Annotated in this window: 18 protein-coding genes; 2 read left to right on the top strand and 16 right to left on the bottom strand. The window is 44.8% G+C overall.

What is annotated here, in order from left to right:
- Positions 1 to 143 precede the first annotated feature (143 nt).
- The 3 genes from LDX50_RS09215 to LDX50_RS09205 form a co-directional block, all read right to left on the bottom strand.
- A complete protein-coding gene (locus tag LDX50_RS09215) occupies positions 144 to 626 on the bottom strand; it encodes a hypothetical protein (RefSeq protein WP_225698152.1) in 483 nt (160 codons plus the stop codon).
- Positions 627 to 777: 151 nt separating this feature from the next.
- Entirely contained in the window at positions 778 to 1,134 is a 357-nt protein-coding gene (locus LDX50_RS09210; RefSeq protein WP_225698151.1) for a bleomycin resistance protein, read from the bottom strand.
- Positions 1,135 to 1,261: 127 nt separating this feature from the next.
- A complete protein-coding gene (locus LDX50_RS09205) occupies positions 1,262 to 2,203 on the bottom strand; it encodes an aldo/keto reductase (protein WP_225698150.1) in 942 nt (313 codons plus the stop codon).
- 159 nt (positions 2,204 to 2,362) lie between these two features.
- Between LDX50_RS09205 and LDX50_RS09200 the strand changes: the two genes are divergently transcribed.
- Complete coding sequence (locus LDX50_RS09200; protein WP_225698149.1) at positions 2,363 to 3,160, top strand: 3-keto-disaccharide hydrolase; 798 nt, start codon at positions 2,363 to 2,365, stop codon at positions 3,158 to 3,160.
- A 4-nt stretch (positions 3,161 to 3,164) separates the two neighbouring features.
- Here the strand turns inward: LDX50_RS09200 and LDX50_RS09195 are convergent, their stop codons facing one another.
- The 4 genes from LDX50_RS09195 to LDX50_RS09180 all read right to left on the bottom strand — a co-directional run bounded on the left by LDX50_RS09195 (position 3,165) and on the right by LDX50_RS09180 (position 8,966).
- The gene (locus LDX50_RS09195) at positions 3,165 to 3,803 is read right to left on the bottom strand and encodes a hypothetical protein (RefSeq protein WP_225698148.1); all 639 of its coding nucleotides are present in this window, start codon (positions 3,801 to 3,803) and stop codon (positions 3,165 to 3,167) included.
- Positions 3,804 to 3,919: 116 nt separating this feature from the next.
- Positions 3,920 to 4,759, bottom strand: a complete 840-nt coding sequence (locus LDX50_RS09190; RefSeq protein ID WP_225698147.1) for a DUF6671 family protein — start codon at positions 4,757 to 4,759, stop codon at positions 3,920 to 3,922.
- 6 nt (positions 4,760 to 4,765) lie between these two features.
- Positions 4,766 to 7,270 carry a YbcC family protein gene (locus LDX50_RS09185; protein WP_225698146.1) on the bottom strand — a complete coding sequence of 835 codons (2,505 nt, stop codon included), beginning with the start codon at positions 7,268 to 7,270 and terminating at the stop codon, positions 4,766 to 4,768.
- A gap of 40 nt (positions 7,271 to 7,310) precedes the next feature.
- Positions 7,311 to 8,966, bottom strand: a complete 1,656-nt coding sequence (locus LDX50_RS09180) for a proton-conducting transporter transmembrane domain-containing protein (protein ID WP_225698145.1) — start codon at positions 8,964 to 8,966, stop codon at positions 7,311 to 7,313.
- A 94-nt stretch (positions 8,967 to 9,060) separates the two neighbouring features.
- Between LDX50_RS09180 and LDX50_RS09175 the strand changes: the two genes are divergently transcribed.
- A complete protein-coding gene (locus tag LDX50_RS09175; RefSeq protein ID WP_225698144.1) occupies positions 9,061 to 9,954 on the top strand; it encodes a LysR family transcriptional regulator in 894 nt (297 codons plus the stop codon).
- 46 nt (positions 9,955 to 10,000) lie between these two features.
- Here the strand turns inward: LDX50_RS09175 and LDX50_RS09170 are convergent, their stop codons facing one another.
- The 9 genes from LDX50_RS09170 to LDX50_RS09130 all read right to left on the bottom strand — a co-directional run bounded on the left by LDX50_RS09170 (position 10,001) and on the right by LDX50_RS09130 (position 23,597).
- On the bottom strand, positions 10,001 to 10,666 hold the full coding sequence (locus LDX50_RS09170; RefSeq protein WP_225698143.1) for a hypothetical protein: 666 nt from the start codon (positions 10,664 to 10,666) through the stop codon (positions 10,001 to 10,003).
- A 182-nt stretch (positions 10,667 to 10,848) separates the two neighbouring features.
- Entirely contained in the window at positions 10,849 to 11,775 is a 927-nt protein-coding gene (locus LDX50_RS09165) for an alpha/beta fold hydrolase (RefSeq protein ID WP_225698142.1), read from the bottom strand.
- A 13-nt stretch (positions 11,776 to 11,788) separates the two neighbouring features.
- Positions 11,789 to 12,604: an alpha/beta fold hydrolase gene (locus LDX50_RS09160; RefSeq protein ID WP_225698141.1), complete on the bottom strand. Its 816-nt coding sequence runs from the start codon at positions 12,602 to 12,604 to the stop codon at positions 11,789 to 11,791.
- Between the two features lie 20 nt (positions 12,605 to 12,624).
- On the bottom strand, positions 12,625 to 13,374 hold the full coding sequence (locus tag LDX50_RS09155) for a DUF6090 family protein (protein WP_225698140.1): 750 nt from the start codon (positions 13,372 to 13,374) through the stop codon (positions 12,625 to 12,627).
- 149 nt (positions 13,375 to 13,523) lie between these two features.
- The gene (locus LDX50_RS09150) at positions 13,524 to 14,792 is read right to left on the bottom strand and encodes a hypothetical protein (RefSeq protein ID WP_225698139.1); all 1,269 of its coding nucleotides are present in this window, start codon (positions 14,790 to 14,792) and stop codon (positions 13,524 to 13,526) included.
- Positions 14,793 to 14,996: 204 nt separating this feature from the next.
- Positions 14,997 to 15,467 (bottom strand): hypothetical protein, encoded by a 471-nt coding sequence (locus LDX50_RS09145; protein WP_225698138.1) that lies wholly within the window; start codon positions 15,465 to 15,467, stop codon positions 14,997 to 14,999.
- A gap of 208 nt (positions 15,468 to 15,675) precedes the next feature.
- The gene (locus LDX50_RS09140; protein ID WP_225698137.1) at positions 15,676 to 19,743 is read right to left on the bottom strand and encodes a hybrid sensor histidine kinase/response regulator transcription factor; all 4,068 of its coding nucleotides are present in this window, start codon (positions 19,741 to 19,743) and stop codon (positions 15,676 to 15,678) included.
- A 120-nt stretch (positions 19,744 to 19,863) separates the two neighbouring features.
- The gene (locus LDX50_RS09135; protein WP_225698136.1) at positions 19,864 to 21,993 is read right to left on the bottom strand and encodes a M20/M25/M40 family metallo-hydrolase; all 2,130 of its coding nucleotides are present in this window, start codon (positions 21,991 to 21,993) and stop codon (positions 19,864 to 19,866) included.
- A 143-nt stretch (positions 21,994 to 22,136) separates the two neighbouring features.
- Positions 22,137 to 23,597 (bottom strand): alpha/beta hydrolase family protein, encoded by a 1,461-nt coding sequence (locus LDX50_RS09130; protein WP_225698135.1) that lies wholly within the window; start codon positions 23,595 to 23,597, stop codon positions 22,137 to 22,139.
- Between the last annotated feature and the right edge of the window lie 18 nt (positions 23,598 to 23,615).

Here is a 23,615-nt window from a genome sequence, read left to right as displayed (position 1 = left end):
TAATGAACGACAACGTACTTGCGGTGGAAGCATCACATACTATAGCAGATTATAATTATCAATGTCGTGATAAAATGCCTAGTAGTCAAGATTCAGAATGATTGTCGTTGTTGTGCTTATTTTTGAATAGCTAGCATTCAAAATTAATCAGTTAGTCCAGATTTTTTTCTTTGATCTATGCCGTAATCAATAAATGAGCCATCAAAAAACTTACGAAAAGGATGTTTTAGTAATGCTCCAAATCCAGCAGATAGCACCACGCCATCAACCAGTGCTTTTCGAGATTTCCAATTTTTCGCACTCAACATTTTATTTTCATTTTGTAGAAATAAATTTTCAACGTGCCGGACTTCAGCACCAAACAAGTAAAAACCGTGCATCTTCTCTTCTTCACTCAATGAGTCAGGATTATCTCTAAAAACTGTGATTAACCTTGCTAATTCTTGAGAACTACTAAAATTCAGGAGTATGTTGATATCCAGAGCAGCAATTTCATGAAATGATGATGCTTGTGTGGCTTTGGTATTCGCCTTAATTTGAACACCAACAAATACTAATGATATGATTATAGCAATTGCTGATATAATTTCTGCGATTAATGCGTATTCTTCTAATGTTTCTATCATTTCTTTCCTTATTTGAATATTCTCGTTTTCCTACATTAAGCACGACGGATCAGGCTATGCCCTGGACCCATGGTGTGGTAGTTTATTCCCTTAAGAAAGCAAAAAGTAATCACATCGAAAAGGGAGCTGGAAGGCTCGAATGATGATCTTTTCAGCCTGGCTCCCCGAAGGTTAAAAGATTCGTATCCGGATCCAGCAGGGCAAATTCCTTTTGACCCCATGGCTTTTCCTGGAGGGGGGCATTCGGATGTATTTTAACATTTCTATCCAGAAGCATTTTATAGAATGTTTCGATATCGCGAACTCGAATATAGACCTGCCCGTAATTCTCGCGCGGGTTGAGTTCAGGAAATTCAAAAAAGTGTATTTCAATATTGTCTTTTTTTATCATCAGGTAGCCATCATAGTCGGCACTTCCGGCATCCTGGAACCCTAATTGATTAAGGTAATAGTCCCGTGTAATTTTCTTGTTGCGCATCGGCAACTTCGGATGAATGGATTTAAGCATATGGGCTGATAATTAGTTGGTTACCTCAATATCCAGCATGGATACAGAATATCCAAATAAAATATTTTAGACCAATATTAAGATTTTTTCTTATTAGTTATTTCTGCTATTCTGCTTCCGGATTACCTCACCAGGGAAGATTCAGATGCTTCACTTCATCGTTATAGAATTTTTCCAGCTCTAGAATTATTTCAGGCGAAACTCGGTGATTGATGCTTTCAACATTGCTTTTCAGCTGGGCCAGGTTCACATTCCCCGGAATTACTGTTGAGACAGCATCATAGCTCAGGCAAAATGCAATGGCAAGTTGGGCCAGATTGTCACTGGCCGTGGTGATTTCCTTAATTCTTTCAACCAACCGGGCTCGTGTTTGGATATCCTTACGAGTCCATCGGCTTCGGATATCATCAAAGGTGCTATTAACATCGTACTTCCCGGAAAGCCAGCCGGAATCGAGCGGAATCTTTACGATGATGCCAACTTCTTTTTGAATGGCCATGTCAAACGCCCGGGCAGCATCCTGGTGAAGGATATTGAAAAAAGCTTCAATCACTTTTGCGCCGGTTGTTTGCATGAGCAGACTCATGTCGTCGTACGTATCCAGGGAAGCACCATAAGCCTTAATTTTTCCTTCGTCAATCAGGCGTTCCAGAATTTCATAATGATCGTTTTGGTTGCCAACCAGGTAGTGGGATGGGGGATTATGGATAATGAGGGAGTCTACATAGTCGACCTGCAGTCTTCTGAGGCTTCCCTCCAGCGACTTCCGAATATAGTCCGATTCGTAATTCATGGTTCCGGAATCTGTATGTCCGAATTTGGTATTGATCACGATCTTGTCTCGGTCAGTACCTTTCAGTGCGCGGCCAAGCCGATCTTCCCCTGTTCCATACCCGTAATTCGGGGCGGTATCGAAAAAGTTGATGCCGTAGTCAAGTGCTTTATGCACCATTTCCATTGCCTCTTTTTCCGACATGACTTTCCAGCCGGAGTCGACGCCCAGCTGCCATGCGCCCAGTCCGATTTCAGAAACCGGTGGTGCATCCTGAATATATTTGTTGTATTTCATATCAATGAGTATAATACTTGTTGCTGCCTGAAGTTACAAACATTGTGATTAGCATTCGTATACCGGGAAGGTAACTGAATTCCGGAAAGTGGTGGATAAAAGGTGTTCATCCAGCCCGGTTTTATTTTACTATATTTATTCAAAAATCAACCCAGATTTATGAAACAACTTTGCTATTTGTTCCTCCTGGCAGGTCTTTTAGGCTGCGGTACTGATACCCGAAATTCGGCCGAGCAAAATGGGCAGCCTGAATGGGTCCAATTGTTCAATGGTAAGGATTTAAGTGGATGGAAGATTAAGATCCGGGGCGCTGAACTCGGAGATAATTATAAAAATACGTTTCGTGTTGAGGATGGAATGTTAACGGTATCCTACGACGAATATGATTCTTTTAATTTTGAATTCGGTCACCTGTTCTATGAAAAGCCCTTTTCGCATTACAGGCTTCGGGCTGAATATCGATTCATCGGGGATCAGGTGAAAGGCGGACCAGGTTGGGCATTTCGAAATAATGGGTTCATGCTGCATTGTCAGTCCCCAGAAAGCATGGGTCTGAACCAGGATTTTCCAATTTGCCTGGAAGCTCAGATCCTGGGCGGAAGTGAAGAGGGCGAGCGATCAACCATGAACCTTTGTACGCCCGGATCTAATGTGTTCATTGATGGCGAGTTCAGGACAGACCATTGCATGAATTCAACATCCAAAACCTACCGGGGAGATCAGTGGGTAGAGGTTGAAATGATCGTGCTGGGGGATTCGGTTATTCACCATCTTGTTGAGGGGGATACCGTATTTACCTATACCAACATGCAGATGGGAGGCGGAGCCATCAGCGGGTATGATTCGCTAGTATACCAGGAGGGTAAACCCATGGGCTCGGGATATATTGCTATCCAGGCTGAAAGTCATCCGACACAATTCAGGAAAATTGAAATACTGGAGCTGAAATCCGAATAATGTGCTAGGGTTCAGGGATGGACATAGTGATTGCTAGTACGACATAGGAATCACTATGAGCGGGATTGTACCAGTAACCCGATAACTCAAGCCATCTGTAACTTATGCCAAGCAGGGCGCCCCGCTGCAGTTCGAGGGAGCCTTCGTAAAGCCTGGTTCGTTGCAAACTCCCCCCAAAAAATAACCAGTCGAGCGGTGAATAGGAGAAATCTGTCCAGTTATAGTAGTAGTCGAGCTGCTTATCTGAAAAATCAAAAACATATTGAGAAGTTGAATTGAAATTGAATCTTCCAAAATCAAAATTTGTCTCCAGTCCGGGGGCCAGTCCGTTCAGATTTCCAACAACAACTCCTGCCATGGGGGTGATGGTAAAAGAGAGTTTATTTCCGCCACTAAAATTGTATCCGAACCAGGCGGAGAAAGTATTCAGGTCTTCATAATTGTAATGGGCTTCCAGGTGAATCCGGTCTTTGTCGGCCGCATAAATGGGTGAAAATATGGTGCCGTCCGGTATAAGATATAGCCAGGCCTCAATGTCATGACTCCATTTATTCTTGGATGATGGGTCTGATTGTTGAGCTAAAGCAGGAAGATGTTTACAAAGGATAGAAAGGGACAGCATCAGGAAGACCACAGTTTTCATTGATAATCTGATTGATTTATCCTTTGGGATGGCTAAACATAACACAAGAAGTGAAAAAGCAATGGAAGATACAATATCAGGATGGGTCCCGGATTATTATTTGAGTTATCTCAGTACTACGGATTGCAGAAATCACAGTATTGGGGTGATTCAACCGATTTGTGTGGATTGGGCCGGATTTCTCGATGTCCACATTTTTTGCAGGAATAAATGTAGGACTTAATTGATTGGGTGGGGGCCCCGCACAAGTCGCAGGGCAATCCCTTTACAACATCTGTTATTCCATATCCGGGTGTTTCGCATTCACTGCAGGAAGTTAAGGCCAGTTCCAGCAGGTTATCTGTTGCTTCGCCAATTACCTTCATGCGTTTAGGATTGTACATGGCCCTCATATCAGTTTCAATGAAGGCGTCACCATACCTGCCCATTATATTTTGGAATTTGGAACGTAAGTTATCCCAGGAATTGATGCCCGTGAAGATTGTTTCGGCAGAATCCTGGGCATTACGAATAATCAGGGCATGATCTGGGAAACCAGATTTGATGGCGAAGGCTTCCAGCTCTTCCTGGTTCCGACAGACCTCTCCGCCAAAATTGGTATCTGTGCTCAGCTTTTTACCTACAATCTCGAGATCATTTTTGAGGTCTTTGAGCATGACGATTTCTTCGTTTCCCGGGATAAAGACATATGCGGGATGCGCTCCGAATGATCCCTCGCTGGCGATGGCCAGGTCACAGCCCGTGAGTTCCATCGCAAGTTCACATTTACGGCGTGCAGTGGATAGCGGATCCGATTCACGCGGCACCTCGCCGGAGAAAGTTCCGAGAACATCTGTATCGAAATCCTCAGGTACAAAAGGCAGCACCCCCAGTCGCGATGCTGCCTTCGGACCAATGATTATTTCTTTTTGATGCTTGGTGGCTATGACCAGCCGCCGGCCTTTGAAGAAATCCATCGGGGATCAGGCTGCATGAACGTTCATTTCTTCCCAGCCAAGCTCGCCGCGGTAGCGATGTGAAACGGATCCGGTTTCATCCATGGCAAGCAGGTTGATCCATCCGTTGTCACACAGATCTTTTACCGCACTATGTTTTTCAAGGACGTTGTTCATCGCGCTGATCGGTGCTTCGATGATCACATTCAGCCTGACAGGCTCATGCTGGAAATTTTCTCCGTCATGCACTGCCTGCCATGGCAGACCAACCCGCAGATCCCCGGAATAACCTTCCAGCACACCCACGCCAGCGGTTACGTTGTGAAGCGTTTTGTTCCCGGATCCGAAGAGGCGGTTATCGACAGTGGAGGCGTAGTACTGAAGGCTGATCCAGCTGGTGACCACCATGGGAGCGGTCATGATCAGTTCCAGGACTCCGAAATCCTTGTCATTTTTCCAGTCATAGGAGTGGAGGAAGGAGCGTCCGCCGAAATCGATTCCTTTTGTGCGTTCCCGCGGGGCAACCACAAAGGCTGAACAGCCCGCCAATCCCCACTCAGGCCTTGTTTGTGACCAGTCCTTACTTCTGAACATGATTGATTTGTCGGCATCCAGCCCGTCTTCTGATGCCAGTCGGAGTGCACGCTCTGTTCGTGAACCGTGACCTGCGTTCCGCAGTGATTCCTTTAATTCAGAAAGTTCGGCGTGACGATCCGAAGGCACGTCATATTCATTGAAGATCGTAACCTCATCTGTTGTCGTGTCGTGGAGGCAGGCGAGAAATACTGTATTTACAGGTATGAAGATATTCTCCCGTTGCAGACCGGCGCGCACCTCCCTGTTGTTCAGGACCTCGGCCGCAACCCTGGCGTTAGACTCACCTGTATGTCCGCCACATGCTCCGCAGTCGTATCCGGTGGCATGCGGATTATTCACCATGGTAGAGCCATGACCCACAATCAGCACAAATCTGGCAAAATCATCGGTCAGAGACATGGCCGAAAGTGCATTCTTTGCCATGCTGATCTGCTGATCCAGTGGAATTCCACTTGTTGGGTGGTCATGCCCTGAGGCAGTAAGACTTACCCGTTTATTTTTAACAAACTCACTTTTCAAACCATCCTGATCCGGGTGTGGGACAGGCCGGGTTAGTCCGAAGCTATCGGTAAAAAGCTTAGGCAGGTATGACAGGCCGATGGGGCTTACAAAACTGAAGCAGGTGATGGCACCCGATTTGAATGATTTCCAGGCCTGTTTAACCTGTCGGTACAATACCCGGTTATTCAACGCCCGTTGTGTTGTTTCGCTATCCGGCATTTCTTCCAGGATCGTCGGACCTGTTTTCAGCAGTACCGGGCACTGTGCCTCGCCGGTCTCATGTCCTATGGGGACATAGTTGATCGGGAAGGCGAAGAACCCAGCAAAACCGAGGGTTTCAATATCGCTGTCGGCCATTTCAAGGTTTCTGCGATAAACCTCCGAGCGCACATCGATACAGAATATGGCCTGGGCTTTAGCCTGTTCTTTTGACTTTTTCAGTATCTCACCGGAATCGTTGAATTTGCTGACAATTTCACGCTGTGCGGCCAGGTCATAGGCTTCCTGCAGTATGAGCTTTTGTGTTAGCTGCTGGTTAAGTTCTTTTTGAATGGTAGCGAAGGGCAAAGTTTTCCTTGCTGTGTTCCATTCCGATTCAAGTTCTTTATGCGGTATGCATTTCAGCAGGCATGCTTCCCAGCAGAGAAGAATTGCCAGGAATTCAATCAGTACTCCATCCTTTCCTCCGTACAGTTCATTGTCCCAGTCTACACGTGCAGCGTAGGCCGCCCATCCCCCGACGCGCAGGAGCAGGCTGTGGAGGTAGATGTCTTTTCCATCGTCGGGTATATTCAGGGTTTTTAGTGCTTCCTGTGCCGCGTCAACCGCATTTTCGGGGAACGCTTTTACCGCTTTTCTGAATCCCTTCAGTCCGCTCATTTCTGTGGTAAGATCTACGCTGGCCTCAAGTTTCCAGGCAGCGAACGGACTTTTTTCCTGGTCTGCTGCTTTCCAGATCGCCTGACCCTGGTCGAAATAGGAAGCCGCCCAGGTGGAGATCCGTGCGATCATGAACCGGGTCCAGTCTTTTTCGGTAACCTTTTGGGCAACGTCGGCCATGGTGGGAATGAGTTCAAAAGTGTGGATTTCCGAAATTTGTTTCGCGGAATCCAGGAATTCATCTACGCTTGTTTCATTGTGATGTCGGTTGAGCGCTTCAAAAATATCTTGCCGGGATAGTTTTCCTTCCTCCATCTTTTGAAGGTAGAAGGCGGTGGGAAGGGTCATCTGAATTCCTCCGGCCATAGCGAGATCCCGGGCAACGTTTTCGAAGCGATTATCTGTAAGACCCAGGTACGGGTTTACCGCCACAAACCTTTCGAGTGGCCATACCGGCGCGATCTTTTTTGCCGCCGTGCGCATGGTTTCCAGTAATTGTTTCCGGTTTTTTGAGTCGGCTGACATATTGTTTATTTCAGGATTATTTTTGTTCATTCTTTTCTTGTTAGTATGAGTCAAACTGTTGACAAACAGGCTATATAACTTCCTTTTCGAGTTTTTCGATGGTTACGGATTCCTGGCGTTTATTCATTTCCAGTTGCTCGATTGCGATGGAACCATGAGCAGGAGCAGGAATCCGCAGAGATCCGATGATACGGTCAAGTACCGCGTTGGCGTACAGGCCATTACGCAGGTGAATGGCAACTGCTGTATAGGTCTGACTGGTACCAAATAATGGTGCCAGGATTTGAAAGAAAACGACCATACTGAAAGCCAGTAGTACTCCACCGATCAGCCACATTTCTGTAAGGCTCAATCCTGATAGGTCAGGAACCTGGCCTGCCAGGAGATAGTGAAAACCTGATTCAAGTGTGAAAAAGGAGGTGGCGACAATCAGTGCCAGTATGGATGCCCGTATGACCAGCTGGAAACTTCCGTTTGAATCGAGAGCGGAAGTAAAGAGCGTCGATAGTCCCATTACCATGATCGCGCCAATGGCCAGAAGTGCCAGTTCTTTATTTGGGTCAATACCCCAGAGAAGAGCAAATGCGGCGTAAATGCCAAGTGCCAGCATAAATCCGGCAGCGATTTTGATGGGGCTGCCGGTACGTTTCGTCATCTTCACCTTTGATGTCCTGATTGAATCGATAATACTTCCTGAGGAAAGAAAAGAGTGGGCTTTATAAAATGAGTGGGCTACCAGGTGCAGCATGGCTGCCGGATAAACTCCGAGTCCGCACACCATCAGGCTGAATCCCATATGAGCAACGCTGGAATAACCTAAGGCAGTTTTTACCGATGTTTGGGTAAGGAATGCCAGGGAGGCAAACATCGCGGTAAATCCGCCGATTGTGATGATGAAGATGGGTGCATATATACTTGCATCCATTACGAATGCCATTCGGATAAGCAGGAAAGGGCCTGCATTCAGTAATCCGGCATGGAGCAATGCGGATACGGGGGTAGGGGTTTCCATTACTTCGATCAGCCATCCATGGGTGGGGAACTGGGCTGATTTGAAGAGTGCAGCAAATACCAGTGCGATGGCCGCTGCTTCCACATTTACAGGAAGTGAAGCCAGGTTGATCTGCTGAAATATGGTCTCCATGTTCCCTGTTCCGAATTGAGCGTAGAGGAGGGAAACGGCGATCAGCAGGCAGAGATCACCCAGTCTGGCCATAATGAATTTTTTTCGTGCTGCGCTGATGGCTCCGGGCCTGTCATGATAAAAAACGAGCAGCCGATGCAATGAAATACTGGTCAGAATCCAGGATATCAGCAGCAGACCAAGGTTTCCGGAAAGGACCAAAAGTTGTACCGATGCGATTGTAGCCGCCAGGCGTCCGATGAAGCGGCCGTGGTTACGATCACCGTCGAGATAATTGAGGGAAAATTTCATCACAATGAATGCGATGACTGCGATCATTGAGAACATGATCATGCTAACAGAATCCAGGCGTACGCTAAATCCAAGGTTGTTGACGCCCAGTAAGGACGATTCAAGGAGTCCGTATTTAATCACAAAAAAACCGCTTATCGCGGCGGTTATAATACTTAGTAAAGCGGATGAGATTCCCATTCTTTTCGTAAGTATTGGCCGCATACCCGGCTGAAACCATGAAACAATGGCTGTCGCTAAAAATGCGAGCGGTGACAGCAGGATGATCAATATGATAAAATCTAAATTCATGCAGATACGTTTTATTTTTAATCCGGTGCAAAGTTTGTGAATTAAAATCATATATTTTTATTTATATTTATTATATAATACATAAGTAAAAGTTATGAATTACACGATACATCAATTGCAGATATTCCTGAAGGTGATTCAGACCAGAAGTATCACCAAGGCATCGGAGGAGCTTTTTATGACGCAGCCTGCCGTATCCATTCAGCTTAAGAAATTCCAGGATCAGTTTGATATTCCACTTACCGAGGTGATTGGGCGACAATTATATGTTACTGATTTTGGAATCGAAATCGGCAAGATAGCGGAGAAGGTGATTCAGGAACTGGAAAATATAAATTACAAGACCCAGGCTTACGAGGGATTATTAACCGGGAGGCTCAATATTTCTTCAGCTTCCACAGGAAAATATGTAATTCCATATTTCTTATCCGGTTTCCTGGAGAAGAATACAGGGATTGACCTGGTGCTTGATGTTACCAACAAGAGCAGGGTGATTGAAAGCCTGAAGAACAACGAGACTGATTTTGCCCTGGTCTCCGTTCTGCCGGATAAACTGGATATTGAGGAAGAACTGCTCATTGAAAATAAACTCTATCTGTTTGGGAATGAAAGCAGGAGGCGGAAGGACAAGGCGCTTATTTACAGGGAGGAGGGTTCTGCTACGCGCATGGCCATGGAGCAGTACTTTGACAAGCACGAAGGTCAGCAAAGAAAAAGAATGGAGCTTACTTCCAATGAAGCGGTGAAGCAGGCAGTGATCGCCGGGCTTGGCTATTCCATTATGCCGTTGATCGGTATGAAGAATGAACTTTTGAATAATGAACTTCATTTGTTGCCATCCAGGGGTTTACCCATAAAAACAGAATGGCGATTGATCTGGCTGAAAGGAAAGAAGATGTCCCCGGTGAGTGAGTATTACCTGGAATTCATCCGCACCGAAAAGCAGAAGATCAGGGAAGAATACTTTGATTGGTATCTGAAGTATTGATTCCGGATCAATTTAGTCCGATGCAGCACTAATAATGGGTGATATATTAATTACCGATGAACCCATTTAACAGCTCTAAAATCAGATCTTCATTTCTCTCCCAGATTTTATCACTTGTATAGGTGGTAAATTGAACAGACCCCAGGTCATTGGAAAAGTAGTACGTATCAAAAATGAACGTGATCCCTGAAAACTCGGCCAGCAAAACTCCTCTCACTACTTCGGAACCATTAACTGTTCTGACTTCTGTTTTGATTACCTTCGGTTCGTAACCGATTCGTTCCTTCATTGTGTTTTTAGCGATCAGGAATAACTTATCAGGTGAAATGGTGATCTCCTCTGCGATTACAATGCTCCATATATCCGTTTCCTTCGCCTGGAAGGCAAAATCTGCTTCCTCATTCAATGTGGCCGGCGGAACCCGTCTCCACTTATTTTCGTCATACCTGATGGTAAACATACCCCTGGCATCACTCACTTCCTTTGTGGCATTGCCGGGTACCAGAAAATGTTGGGCGATGGTATCCGGTACCAGCACATCCGAAAGAAAATTCAATTCATCGGAATCGTCAGGCAGTTCGTCAAGAAGTTCAAAACTCCAGGTACCATTGTCATAAACGTAAATGGTATCTCCTTTTTCAGTAACTGCTTTAATCTGTGAATTCACCTCCTGCATTAACAATATCAGGATGCATGTCAAAAAATATTTCATTATTCTCAGTAACTAATATTAATATAACGATAGAGTTCCAGATCATAAATTAATCAATAATCTTTCAAAGAAACCGCTGTATTTTCATCCTTTTAGGTACATGTTTTCAAAGGCTGATGATTCAAATTTTATATCCGGTTGGCTTACAGATGTTTAGCCCAAAGGATAATTTATGATTTTGCCTACTTAAGGAAGGCCACAACTGCTTCCAGGCTCTGATCCGGACTTTCTTCCATGGGAACATGTCCTGTATCTTTCAGAATTACCAGGGTGTCTGCAGGCAGATCATCATGAAACCTGTAGGCAGCTTCAATGGGTATCAATTGATCCTGATCACCCCAAATTATCAGGGTTGATTGCTGAATGGATTTGATTCTTTTATAGCTGGTGGTATCCAGGGGTGTATTTAACCGGTCAATAAATGCCTGCCGGTTTCCTTCCCGCAGTGTAAGTTCAAAATAACGATCCACCAACGCTTCACTAACCTTTGATTTGTCGGCATACACATTTTTTACGCTTGACCTGGCTACGGACTTGGGAGTGATATACGTGAATATATTTTTAATCACCGGGATCCGTGCCACTTTAAATGCAAGCGGAACACTTTTTGCCTTCTGTGGATACCCGGAGGCATCAATCAGAATGAGCTTCTCAACCATTTCCGGGTATTCGGCGGTAAAACGCCACGCGATATTACCTCCCAGAGAGTTTCCACCGAGTATGCATTTTTTTATTTCCAAAGCCTTCAGAAAATCCCTCACGAATTCTACATAATGGTCCATCGAATAATTCTGATCCGGAAAGGGTCCTGTTAGGCCGTACCCCGGCAGATCCATTCGTAAAACACGATGATCTTTCTTTAACTGTGATGCCCATTCCTCAAACGTATGCAAACTTGAACCGGTGCCGTGGATAAGCACAACGGGTATTGAACTTCTTCCTTCATCCCGGTAATGGACATTCATCCCTTCAACGTTAATAAAAGAGGAGGGAGGAGGCGCATATTTCTCTGTCAGCGTTTCAATGGGAATATCCCGGTACCCAAACAGCAGGAAAACGATGAGCAACAGGAGCGGTGTGACAAAAAGTAGGGCTTTGAGTGCTTTCATGATAAGAACGTCATCAACTGCTGGTTAAGAATGTCAGAACACCTACCGCAAAATTGTCCTGTTTGTAGGTATTATTATGATCTCCCTCAACGATGATCAGGGTACTGTTCTGGAATTGATTTTTGAGCTCTTCCGGATCACCATTATCTCTGTCCTGATCTCCGCAAATCACAAGGATTTCATTTTTAATTTTCCGAAGCTCTTCCGTTGATGTAACCGGCTGATAGTCCTGAAGAAACCCTAAAACCTTCAGATCCGCATTGATGGATTTTGCATAATTGATGGCCCCTTCTGTCATTTCATTTGGCTCAGCGCGGCCCGAAAAAGCATCGGCAAAGGCAATTCGCCGGTCCCACTCCGGATTGGTGAAGTCAAGCCCCATACCTCCAAAAACAGCTTTGGAAATTCGGGTTTCCCGGGTAAGTAACCTGGCAAGCACAATCGATCCGCGGGAATATCCTATGGCCATAAACGAAGTTAAGCCGAGGTGGTCTGCGAGGGCGACCAGGTCTTTAACTTCGGCATTGTTCTTATAGGCATCTGCGGACTGCGGCTTATCGGAATTGCCATTACCCCGCAGGTCGGGAATAATGACGCGGTAACCATTTTCCATCAATTGTTTTTTCAGGGCAGTATTGTTCCACGAACTCCCATTTGATATAAACCCGTGAATCAGAATGACAGGTTCTCCTTTTCCTTCATCGGTGTAGGCGATCCTGGTTTTATCAAAGGAGTAAAAGGAAGATTCCGAATCATCTCCCACGGGAGGGTTGCAATTTGAAAATGTAACTAAAAAAGCGATGATAAGCAGAGGATAATTCAGTCTCATAATTTCTCCGATCAAAGTTTCTAATCTTTGGATAACTTTTTTATTTCCAGTTCGATATCCCTTGCAAGTTGCTGGTAACTTTCCTTCGAGATCTTTAATGGACGTTGAATAAGCCAGAAATTTTGATTTTTCAGTGTCTTCAGGAAATATTTGAACTGGTGATCCTTTTTAAGTTCCTCGTAGTCAATGGGAACCATTTCGCCCACCACATCTGGTCGCCCATTCCACATCTGATCAAAATGCTTGCTTAGAATAGCTTTGGAAGCATCTTCAATGACTTCGGTATATCGTTGAGAGAGGCTTGCTGCCAATCCGCCCGCATAGTTGTAATAGCTGATAATATCGGACCTCAACGATTCATTTGAAATGAGGTTAATATCGTTCGACATAAGTGATTCATAAGTTGAAAAGTCATATCGCAATCCCCAGTCGCTGGTCATATTTGAAAAATGAAATTTCAGTGTGTCTTTATATGGAAGGTCCTTCTCCATATAATCTATGAGGTAATTGATTGAATTTATGGCCTTCTCGTAATTCACAGTGCTCTGTGCATGATAAGCGGAATCCTGTGACAAACTCAATACGAAGTTCTGCAGCGTTTTTGTTTCCTGAATTTTCAATTTCCGATCCTCATTCCAGAGATTGATTTGCAGTGCAATTAAAATTCCAATGACGACAAGAATGATTTCACCGAAAGCATATTTGAGATAGCTGCCTGTTTTACCTTCAGTAAGCAGACGCTGACGGATTTTCCGAAAAAATTTTATCATGTGTTTCTGTGTGATGAGGGCGCCGGCCTTACCTGGTAACATCAGGCGGTCTTTTTCTCACGCCAACAAACCGTAATAACAGGATAGAATTGCAAAAAAGCAATCTTTATAACGCCGATGACTAATTGTTGTCAGGATAGGCATCCCGGCTAGGGAGCCACAGCAATATGGCCTACCTCGTTCACCCGTGCCGTGAATCCTGCGCGGCGCAGTACATCGACCGCCAGTTGATTAAGGCCTTCTTCGTTAAGCTCTTTGAGTATATTACTCGCATTTGTCCACAGAATTTGAGGTGGAACGGCAGGATCCACACCCCCGTAATAGCCTTCACTGTCCCGCGGGCAGAGGTCGTAATTCTTTCGCTGATCATCATGAAATGCATAAAATGTATTCATGAATTCAGGATCTTTACGGATAATACTGATGTATTTAACCAATTCGGCTTTTTGCCTGTCATCGGCATGATTGGAGTACCAGGTAACAATCCCCATGGGGCAGAGACAATCGATGCTGAAGGCAAACTCACGGTTCACCAGCTGGTTACCGTTTTTTTGATATACATGATAATAGCATTCGGTTGATCCTGCCCAATCACCGCCGATTAAAACGATCCCGCCTTCTTTTGTTTTTTGAGCAAACCATTCAAGCGCTTTTTCAAGAAAGGCATCGTCAAAGTAATACAGGACATTGAAACATCGGATGACATCCTTGGGAGTGATGTCAATCTGACCAATTCCACCCTTCAAAAATGTCAGTTGTTCGGTCTCATAGCTTTTGATGGGATTTAGCTTCAGGGAAGGATAGTCTTCCCCGGAAGGGTTATTTAGTAATTCTTCCAGTAAATTTTCAAAGCGTGTTCTTGTGGCATTTGAATCCGTGAGTAACTTGTTCCAGTTCTCGATGGATGGAATAGCTGGCTGGAAATAAACGGTAGATTTATCCTCATCAAGCGTGGCATAATTTCCATCAGAATCAAAGATGAGATAGGCTGGCAGTGAGGGATCTGCGCCGGTGATTTTCCAGTCATCCAGGAATCCCGCTGTTTCGAGCGTTGTAAATGGAGGAAATCCACAGCCTATGTCCAGCATTTCTTTCCCCTCGGAAGCCAACCAGGAATTTGATTTAACATATTGATCAATGACCGCATGTCGGCCCTGGATGGTGATGGGAGGCACTTTGCCCTCCCAGGCACCCGGCAGTATTCGTGCCAGGAGCGTCCCGAATATATCTGCCTGAAGAAGGGACATGTCCTTTGCCGGCAACCCTGAACTGCTGATCCAGCCAAACATTCGTTGAATAAAGGCGAAAACATCGGGCCTGTCAATGGGTAATCGCTCTAGTTTGGCCTGGAACTTCGGGGACAATTCCCCGTTGAAATATTGAACATTAAGATCCTTAACAAATTCACTGGTATTCATAATTTCAACGGGGCTTATGATTAATGTTTACGATGGATAAAGAAATCATCAGATCTTGAAACGTCCGGTAAATCAACCTTGGACGAAAGAGAATGTCCGCAGCTAATTTGTTCTGATCAATCCTTCACAATCAATTTAGTGCCCTAATTGAATTTTACCAATTATAGCGCAGATTCTTTGCGATATATTTCAGTCTGGTAAATCCTAATTGTTGGGGACAAAAACAATAACAGACGTTGCAGGTTCTTCATTTCCGGAATTTGCAAAATCAAAACTGTCATTACTGTTTGTGAGTGTGATCGTATTATTCCCCATTTCATACGTTCCGGTAACTACGGGCCTGCCTGCCTCTGCAGGAGTTGATATATAAGTTTTATTCGGACCCAGTGATATGATGGCATCCCACTCATCAACCGGATTATTTTGAAATTCAATCCAGGTTCGGGTGCGTCCTTCTCCCCCCGGCAGCATGGTATAGCGAATTTCTCCTCCTGCGGCAATAAAATTCACGACCTCCGAGGAATTGGATTTATTTGTAAAAATCGCAGAAGATGCAATCCAGCTTCCCTCGAAATCTTCAATGGTCACCTGCGGTGTTGGTTCGGAATCATCACTGGAACAGTTGAACCCGAACAGGACGATAAATACAAGTACAATAATTTCAAAGCGTTTCATGATAGTGTTTTTTTGGTTTACATAAATTATCGAGATGCCGTTTGCAGATCGATGATTTAAAGCTCTGAAAATAATCCGGGCATAATTTGTCTCTGTGTTTCAAAGACGTGTCTGTATGTTTCATTCGCCGAAATTCCGGCATTTGAAACGATTTTGAGGCTTAAAAAGCAGGTTTTCCTGCCTTCATAGCAAGGATTGATTGGGCTGTTTATTTTTTTACGTAGGAGCTTGGGGGAGCTCCAAGGGCCTCAGAAAATACCCTGCTGAAATGTGCCTGGGTCTTGAAACCCGTCTGGTAAGCTACTTCACTTACATTAAATTCTCCTGAAGAAAGTAATTCCCTGGCCTTTTCCAATTGCACCTTTCGTATGAGGTTTGAGGTAGATTCCCCAGTAATGGCAACCAGTTTTCGATGCAGTTGCGGCCGACTTAAATGGACAAGATCGCACAGTTTGGTGATGTTGAAATCTTCATGTTCAATATTTTCCAATATGACATTTCGTATTTTCAATAAAAAAGCGTTTTCGGTTCCGGACAGGCCGCTGACCGGTTTGGAAAAATCAGATTCTGAATAATGCTTCTGTATTTCTGCGCGCAGCGCCAGTAAATTCTTGAGACGGATTAAAAGTTCCTTACGGTTAAAAGGCTTTGACAGATAAACATCGGCGCCATGCTCCAGGCCCTGAATTTTGGAATCTCCGTCTGCCTTACCTGTGAGCAGAATGATTGGGATATGGCTGGTGCGTTCATCCTTTTTCAATGTTTCGCAAAGCTCAAAGCCATCCTTTTCCGGCATCATGATATCGCTGATAATGATATCGGGTATGAGTTCAATGGCTTTTTCGATTCCTTCAACACCATTTGTAGCCCTGATGGTCTGGTAGCCTTCTTTGATGCTGGCACCAATGTAATGAGCAACATCTGCATTATCCTCCACTATCAGGACTAAGGGTTTATCCATGTCTTCATGGGCAGAATCCATTTCAGTTTCGATGAAATTAGATATACTCTCAGACCATTCATCACGGGCATTTTCCAATGGAATCATTTCGGCGATTTGAGCATCCTGAGTTATCGGCAACAGCACGGTAAATTCCGACCCTTCATCTATCGTGCTTTCGACCTGAATATTACCATTAAGTAACTTCACAAGTTGTTTTACCAGGGATAATCCGATTCCGGTTCCTTCACCTTTCCGGATATTGGAGTCATCCACCTGGTAAAAGCGGTCGAATATTCGATTAATTTTATCGGCTTCAATGCCAATGCCGGTGTCTCTTACTTTAAACTCCAGAAAAGGTTGCCCCTGGTCTGCAAAAGTCTTCCGTACCTGAACATAAACGTTCCCGCTGCCGGGTGTAAATTTAATGGCATTAGACACCAGGTTCCCGACGATATAGGAGATTTTATCAACATCGAAATCCATTATAATCTCCTCTTCTTCCGGATCAAAATAAATCTGTACCTGTTTTGCTTCACCATAGGACTGAAATGATTCCATTCGGTATTTCAGGTAATCGACAATGTTACCCTGCTGGTTATTGACCGACAGTACACCTGCTTCCAGTTTAGAAAGCTCAAGCATTTGATTGATCAGGTTCAGTAGGTTTTTTCCGTTTCGGTCAATCATTTCAACCGCGTGGAGAACCTTATCCGTTTCGCCTTCCTCAGCATATTCCTTTGCCGCGTCATTCATTCCCAGCATAACAGTTAGGGGAGTGCGAAACTCATGTGTTATGTTGGTGTACATTTTCGTTTTTACTTCATCAAGCTCCTTCATCCGGAGGGCTTCTTCCTTTTCCAGGTTTCTTTTCAGCAACATCCGGTAGATAAAATAGATCGCGGCAGCCACTATGAAAATATAAATCAGAACAGCCCACCACCTTAAATACCAATATTGTTTTATACTGATGGGTATGGCGATTTCATTCAGCGCGGAAATATTATTGGGTCCAACCGCTTTTGCGTGGAATATGTAGTCTCCCGGTGGAATTTCCAGGTACCTGGCTTCATTGCGGAACCCATCGTCAATCCATTGATTGTCCAACCCCTCCAGGATATGTGAATAATTGCTGCTGAATTCGTCACCATAAATGGTGTGCGTATATCTGAATGTAATGGTTCTTTCGTTGGCATTAAAAATGATCTTATCAGCTATTGTATAGGGAAGGTTTGGAATATTGATGAGTGCATCCTCCTTTTGATTGTATTTTGATATCCCCACAAGGTTTAATTGACCTTTTTTACCTGTGGTCATTTTGAAATTTTCAGGATTAAACCCTACGATGCCATTCGGTCCGCCAAAAAACAACCGGCCTGATGAGGTTTTATGACAGGACCATAAATTGAATTCATCAGATGCCAGGCCCTGTTCCTGGTAGTAATTAACCATTACATTTTCATATGGATCTAACTGGCATAAACCATCACGTGTTGCCAGCCATAAATGATCCTTGGATCCTAATACATTGTAAACCACATTGGAAGGAAGTCCGTCCTTTCTGGTGTAGAATTGCCTGTCGCCCGTTTGCGGATTATATCTTATCAGACCTTTATTGGTTGACAGCCAGAACTCATCATTCCAGTTTAATACCGAGGTGATCATGATATCATAGCCTTCCTGGATTGAGTAAACTTCAAGAAGGGAAACCTCCTGTCTGCTGCAATCAATGAGGTAAATACCCTGGTCATAGCTGCCATATATGGCATCATGCACTGGATCATACCGCGCGAATTTGAAATCTGCATGTACTGCAGCCGGACCCGGTCTTAGGTCTGCCGGAATCATTTTTTTATTCTTCCTGTCGAATATACTGATATCACCCGGTCCACACCACCACAGTTTTCCTGAGGCATCTTCGAAAATTCTGGGCCAATACTTTTGAAAAGCATTTTCAGTAAAATTCTCTGCCAATGGAGAAACAGGGATGGCATAAACTTCCTCGGCGCCTGTTACAATATTTGTTTTAATCAGTTTATCAGCCTGGTTTGTCCAGAGGTATCCGTCACGGTTTAATACCATGGAATAAAACCATTTTGAGATATTTTCGCCAGAGCTTGTTCTGTATTGCCTTTTAATCTGAGTGGTTTCACCAGTCACCAGGTTTACCGTGTAGAGGTCTTGCTCGTTTTCCTTCACCAGCAACACATCCGGTGAAAGCTCAATGATTTCCCGGGCGCTGAATGCTCTGATGCTTTCGGACGGACTTGCCTGGTTGAAGTAGGTATTGAATAATTTTTCCCGCTTTTTAAACCGGACTGCGCCAAAAAAATGGCCATTCCAGAAACCACCATCCTGGTCCTCAAAGAAATGATACATCAATTGTACACCATTGGATCTTTTGAACATCGGGTCGACAAATCTTTCAAGTGTTCTTGAATTCACATCATACTGATAAACGTCTCCTTCCCCATGATAGAACCAGATGTTCCCGGCATTATCCAGTTGTACCCGTTCAATTTTCGATACGTCAATGTCATCGGGTAAACTAAAATTTAATAATGCCTCATTTAGCGGATCGACATTGTTTGAAGGGTACCAGAATTTGCGATCCTTGTCGACAGGAATAGCATATCCATTTGCATTCACCGGAAAGTATTCAATAGTGTTGTTTGAAATATCGGCCAGATAATAGCCTGCTCCCATACCCCAGAGCCATAATTTTCCATCCGATCGCTCGGTAAAATATTCCAGTGTCGTACCTGCCACCGGGATATTCAATATGTTTTCAAATTTGTTTTTCGCGGGGTTGTATCTCCATATGGTATTGGTCCCCGATTGATAGTAAAGTGCAATAAAATCGTCGTTACTCAGAGGGCCGAAATGTTTCATTTCAGCATTGAGATTGCCCTCATCGAATGTATGTTGAACCCTTGTAATTTTTCCAGATGCCAGTTCCAGTTTGTTGAAAACTCCATCGTTACCATATGCCCAAATATTACCTTGCTGATCTTTGCTGACTCGAATGATGGTATTGGTGCTAAGCGTTGCAGAATCATTATCTGAATGCTGCCAGGTAATAAAATTCTCGCCGTCATATCTCCTGAGTCCGGTATGATTGGCAAGCCAGATGAAGCCATCATCATCCTGGGTGATGTCATAAACCCACCGGAAGTTCTTTCCGTAATCGGTGGTGCGATGCGTGATTTCAATATTACTCTGGGCGGATGTTGTATATATACAGCCGAGGTGAATTGTAAACCACAAAAGAGCGGTAAGCTTACTCTGTTTAAATACCATGGATTCTACAAGTAAGACCCTGCAGTCATTTTTCATTTGACCGCAATTACCCCAATTTAATATTCTGAAATGATTTATTTGTCTGATGAATGCAGAATCATTGTGGTTTCGGAGTTTTATACTTTAAGGAATTCGTATGAAATTCTGAAATTGTCTTTACTCATGAATAATCGCCTGAATCAGTTTAACAAGATTATTCATGTCCCGGTAATCCATCGCTTCCACCGGCGAATGCGAATATCTTCCCGGCCAGGATAGGGGAATAGATGGAATCCCATAACCCAGAAATGCCTGTCCGTCGGTTCCCCCAGACGTCATGCCGTATTGCGTTTTAATTGCGTTTTTGGCGGCAAGGTCCTGGACGGCCCTGAGATTTTTCCGGCTTACGTAATTAATACTTTCCAGCACCCGTATGACTGCGCCATCACCCAATGGCATGTTCGCAAATGTCTCATCAGTATACGGATCATCAGAAGAGACATAAGTATCAATAGGGTAGACAATATCCGCATCTGTGAGATCTTTTGCGGCATAGGAAGAGCCTGTAAGCCCGATTTCTTCCGCGGTCGACCAGACGAAGGTTACCCTTCGGTCAAGTTCAGCAGGATTTAAATCTTTTAAACTCATCAGCAACGCAGCGCTGCCTACGCGGTCATCAAAGCCACGCGCGGCCGCACGGTTCTCACTCAGACGGATCATTTTCTTGGGCATGGTTACGGTAGTGGACCCAATCTTAATTCCGGCAGCCAATGCCTCACTTTTTGAATCAAAGCCGGCAAATACGGTAAGGTCCGACGGGAGTGCTCTTGCCTCAGCAGTTTTATAATCCTTTCTTGGCTCGAAGACTCCCGGTATCGGTTGGTTTGATACATGGATCAATGCCGGCTGCGCTTCCCATAACCACTGGAGCATCCCGCCCTTGGTCCCGAGTACCAGTTTGCCATCATCGGTAATGGAATCCACAATATATCCGGTCTCATCCATGTGGGCAACAAACACGATATGCTCGTCTCCCTGGCCGAAGCTGAGACGAATATTTCCTTCAGAATCGACGTCAGGCTTCGCCCAATCGGGCAATTGAGTCAGTATATGCTCCCTTACCTGTCCCTCATCGGAGCTTACCCCGTAACGTGCTACGAGTTCTGAAACTACATTGTGTTCATCGTTGAAAGTTCTGTAGGTCGCTCCGGGTATTTCAGTCTTTACTGCCGGCAAGTCATTTGATTTGTTCTTTCCGCCCACTACTCTGAGCCAGTAATCTGCCAGGTGCTCCACATCCGATATAGCAACCATTTCAACCGGAGTGTGCTCATACAGTCCGGGTAAACCGATTTCATAAACGTTAAGCTCATCGAAATTAACAGTAGAGGCACGATTACCGAAGGGAATCGACGGTTTCACATCTGCGTAGTTCACATCGCTGTTGAATGATCGGCCGTTTGTAAGCAGGGTGTTCGCCGCAAGATTATCCGATTCCAGGAAACGGTTAAACCGATGGATCTCATCGAAGGGTCCGTGCGTATTGATCACTGCCTCCAGTCCCTTTCCGTTGATCAGTTCGAGGGTGGTCCATGCAATGACCACCGTACCCTTGATATCTTTTTCACGGATGCTGTTGGCCACGGCGGCAAGCGCTATCGCTGCCGACTTAGTTTTCATAGCCGGCGCCGCCATCATGGTATTATTGATTATACTTACTTTTTTATTCAGTGTTACAGGGTCGAGAAGTTTGATGTTTTTTTGAGCGACGCCCTTCTCGGATGATTCACCAACATCTACAAATGCTTCGTGCCATGTAAAGGGAGTTTTAGAACTTTCCAGGATGATCCGGAGTCTTTCATAGTGCATGGATCGCACCGTTGAAACACCCGTTAAGGGCCCCTTTTCTGTTGTGATGACAACTTCATGCCCCTGTAAAAATTGATGATAAAGATTGCCTGCATGTCCGAATCCAATCGGGGCAAGTCGTAGATAGCCATCTTCCTGGATCTGGCTTATCACATATCCCGGCTCATCCAGCGGTGCGGTGATCAGTTTTTTGGGAGACCCCGAGCCGATGGTCAGGATCAGGTTGCCCAGTTTATCGGTTTTTACATCAGCATCCGGGAGTAATGACCGGATATAGGCAGCTGCGGCATCCTCTCTTCCTGTTACGGAAGAGATTTCCGCGAATGCCTGCAGGTGGGGGATCAGGCTGTTGTAGTTTTTATCGCTTTGTGCGAGGGAATTACTGATATCAAGAATTACAGCTGCAAATAGGATCACAGCATATTTGAAAATGTGCATATAGTTTAGGGGTTCCGTTGAAATCCGGCAGCAGTGAGACAACATCAGCTGCCGAATAATCCCCAAAGTAGTAAAAGGGAACCAGTGAAACAACGGAATTTCATATACACGTTAATATACGCGCTCTGAAGAGATTACCCCTTTTAATGGAGCAATAATGAATCCCCCTTATAGATATTCATTTCCAGCATTTCATAGGTTGAATCAAGCGTTTCAACAGGCGATGTGCCATCATTCTTAAGGTGTCGGTTGAAAAAGGATGTTGTCAGCCTGCCCGTAATTTTCATGGCCAGATCCGGATCAATTTGTCCCGCCTGGCTGAGTGCTCTTACCGGAATCATGTAGGGGATATCCATGAAGTTGCTGTGTTCTGATTTCAGTAGTTTGGCCTCATAAAACCAGGAGGTACTTTTGTTGATGTAAGCATGGCTGTTCAGGTCCTCGTGATCCGCGGGCCAGTCGGCCGATAAAAAAAGAAAGGGCTTCTGGAACACCGTATCAACGATTTGTCCCCACTGCACACCGTCCAGGTTCGCCCCGGCTTTAATCCGGTTGTCAACTAACAGTGATTGTCCGGCAGCCCCACCGCCTCTTGAATGTCCGAAAACTCCTACATTCGCTACTTCCAATCGGCCTTTGAACAAGCCTTCCTTATTCCAGTTATCCAGTTCGTCAATAACATCCATGATATCGAGTGCCCACCGTTCCACAATATCTCTGACGAAATAGGTTGTAAGTGCCTTCTCAACAATGGGATGTCTTTCTTCAAAGGAGAGCCCGTTCCTGAATGCCTCCTGCACAGGCTGAATCTTCTCCCAGGTTCCCGCTTCGATACGGGCAGCATAGTCGTAATCGAAATAAATTTCAGATCCGTCGGGAAAGGTTGAGCCGGTGCTTTCATAACTATGGTTGATGGCGAAAATGATATAACCCTGACTGGCGAGCTCCGAGAGAATTGCATAGTATCCGTTCGCCTTGGAGTTATAGCCGTGCGAGAAGATCAGTACCGGAAAGGTTTCACCGGCAACCGGAGTATTTCGGTAAACATGGGTTTCAATCTTATCGAGATAGTTGAACATCCATCCCGGAAGCTGGTACTTCTGGGCAAAGCCATTTCTGCCTCCCTTGTCGATGTATGAATCCATTTCTTCGCCAGGTTCTGTCGATGGATACCAAACCTTGATCATAAACCGCCTTTGATCGCCTTCATCTGTTGTGATGGGCTCCGGGCGGTCGGAATTCAACAGGATATCTGTTGTTCCTACCGCGTAGGGTCCTGTGGGGGACGGCAGTTCAAATACCGGGAAAACCGAAGGCAGCAGAATGGCCATTGCCAGGAGTACAGCAAGGCCGATGGTCTTAATGATCCTCAGAAAGATCGACGACTTCCTTTCCGGGTTTCTGAAACTGGTGATGATTGCGACAAGAAAGAGGAGGTAGGCCGGAGTTATTTGCCAACGGGGTCCTTCCGCGATCAGGTGTATGCCCAGGATCAGGATCAGGAATCCGATGACATAGCGTTTATTAACATATCTGTAAAGAATACGATTGAAAATGATCGTAATGGAAGAGGCGATAATTATCAGTAATTCGAAGAATTGCATACGTTGTTTTTATTGGTT

Source organism: Fulvivirga sedimenti, from assembly GCF_020328055.1.
Note: the sequence above shows the minus strand (reverse complement) of the source record. Positions and strands in the feature narration are given on the sequence as shown.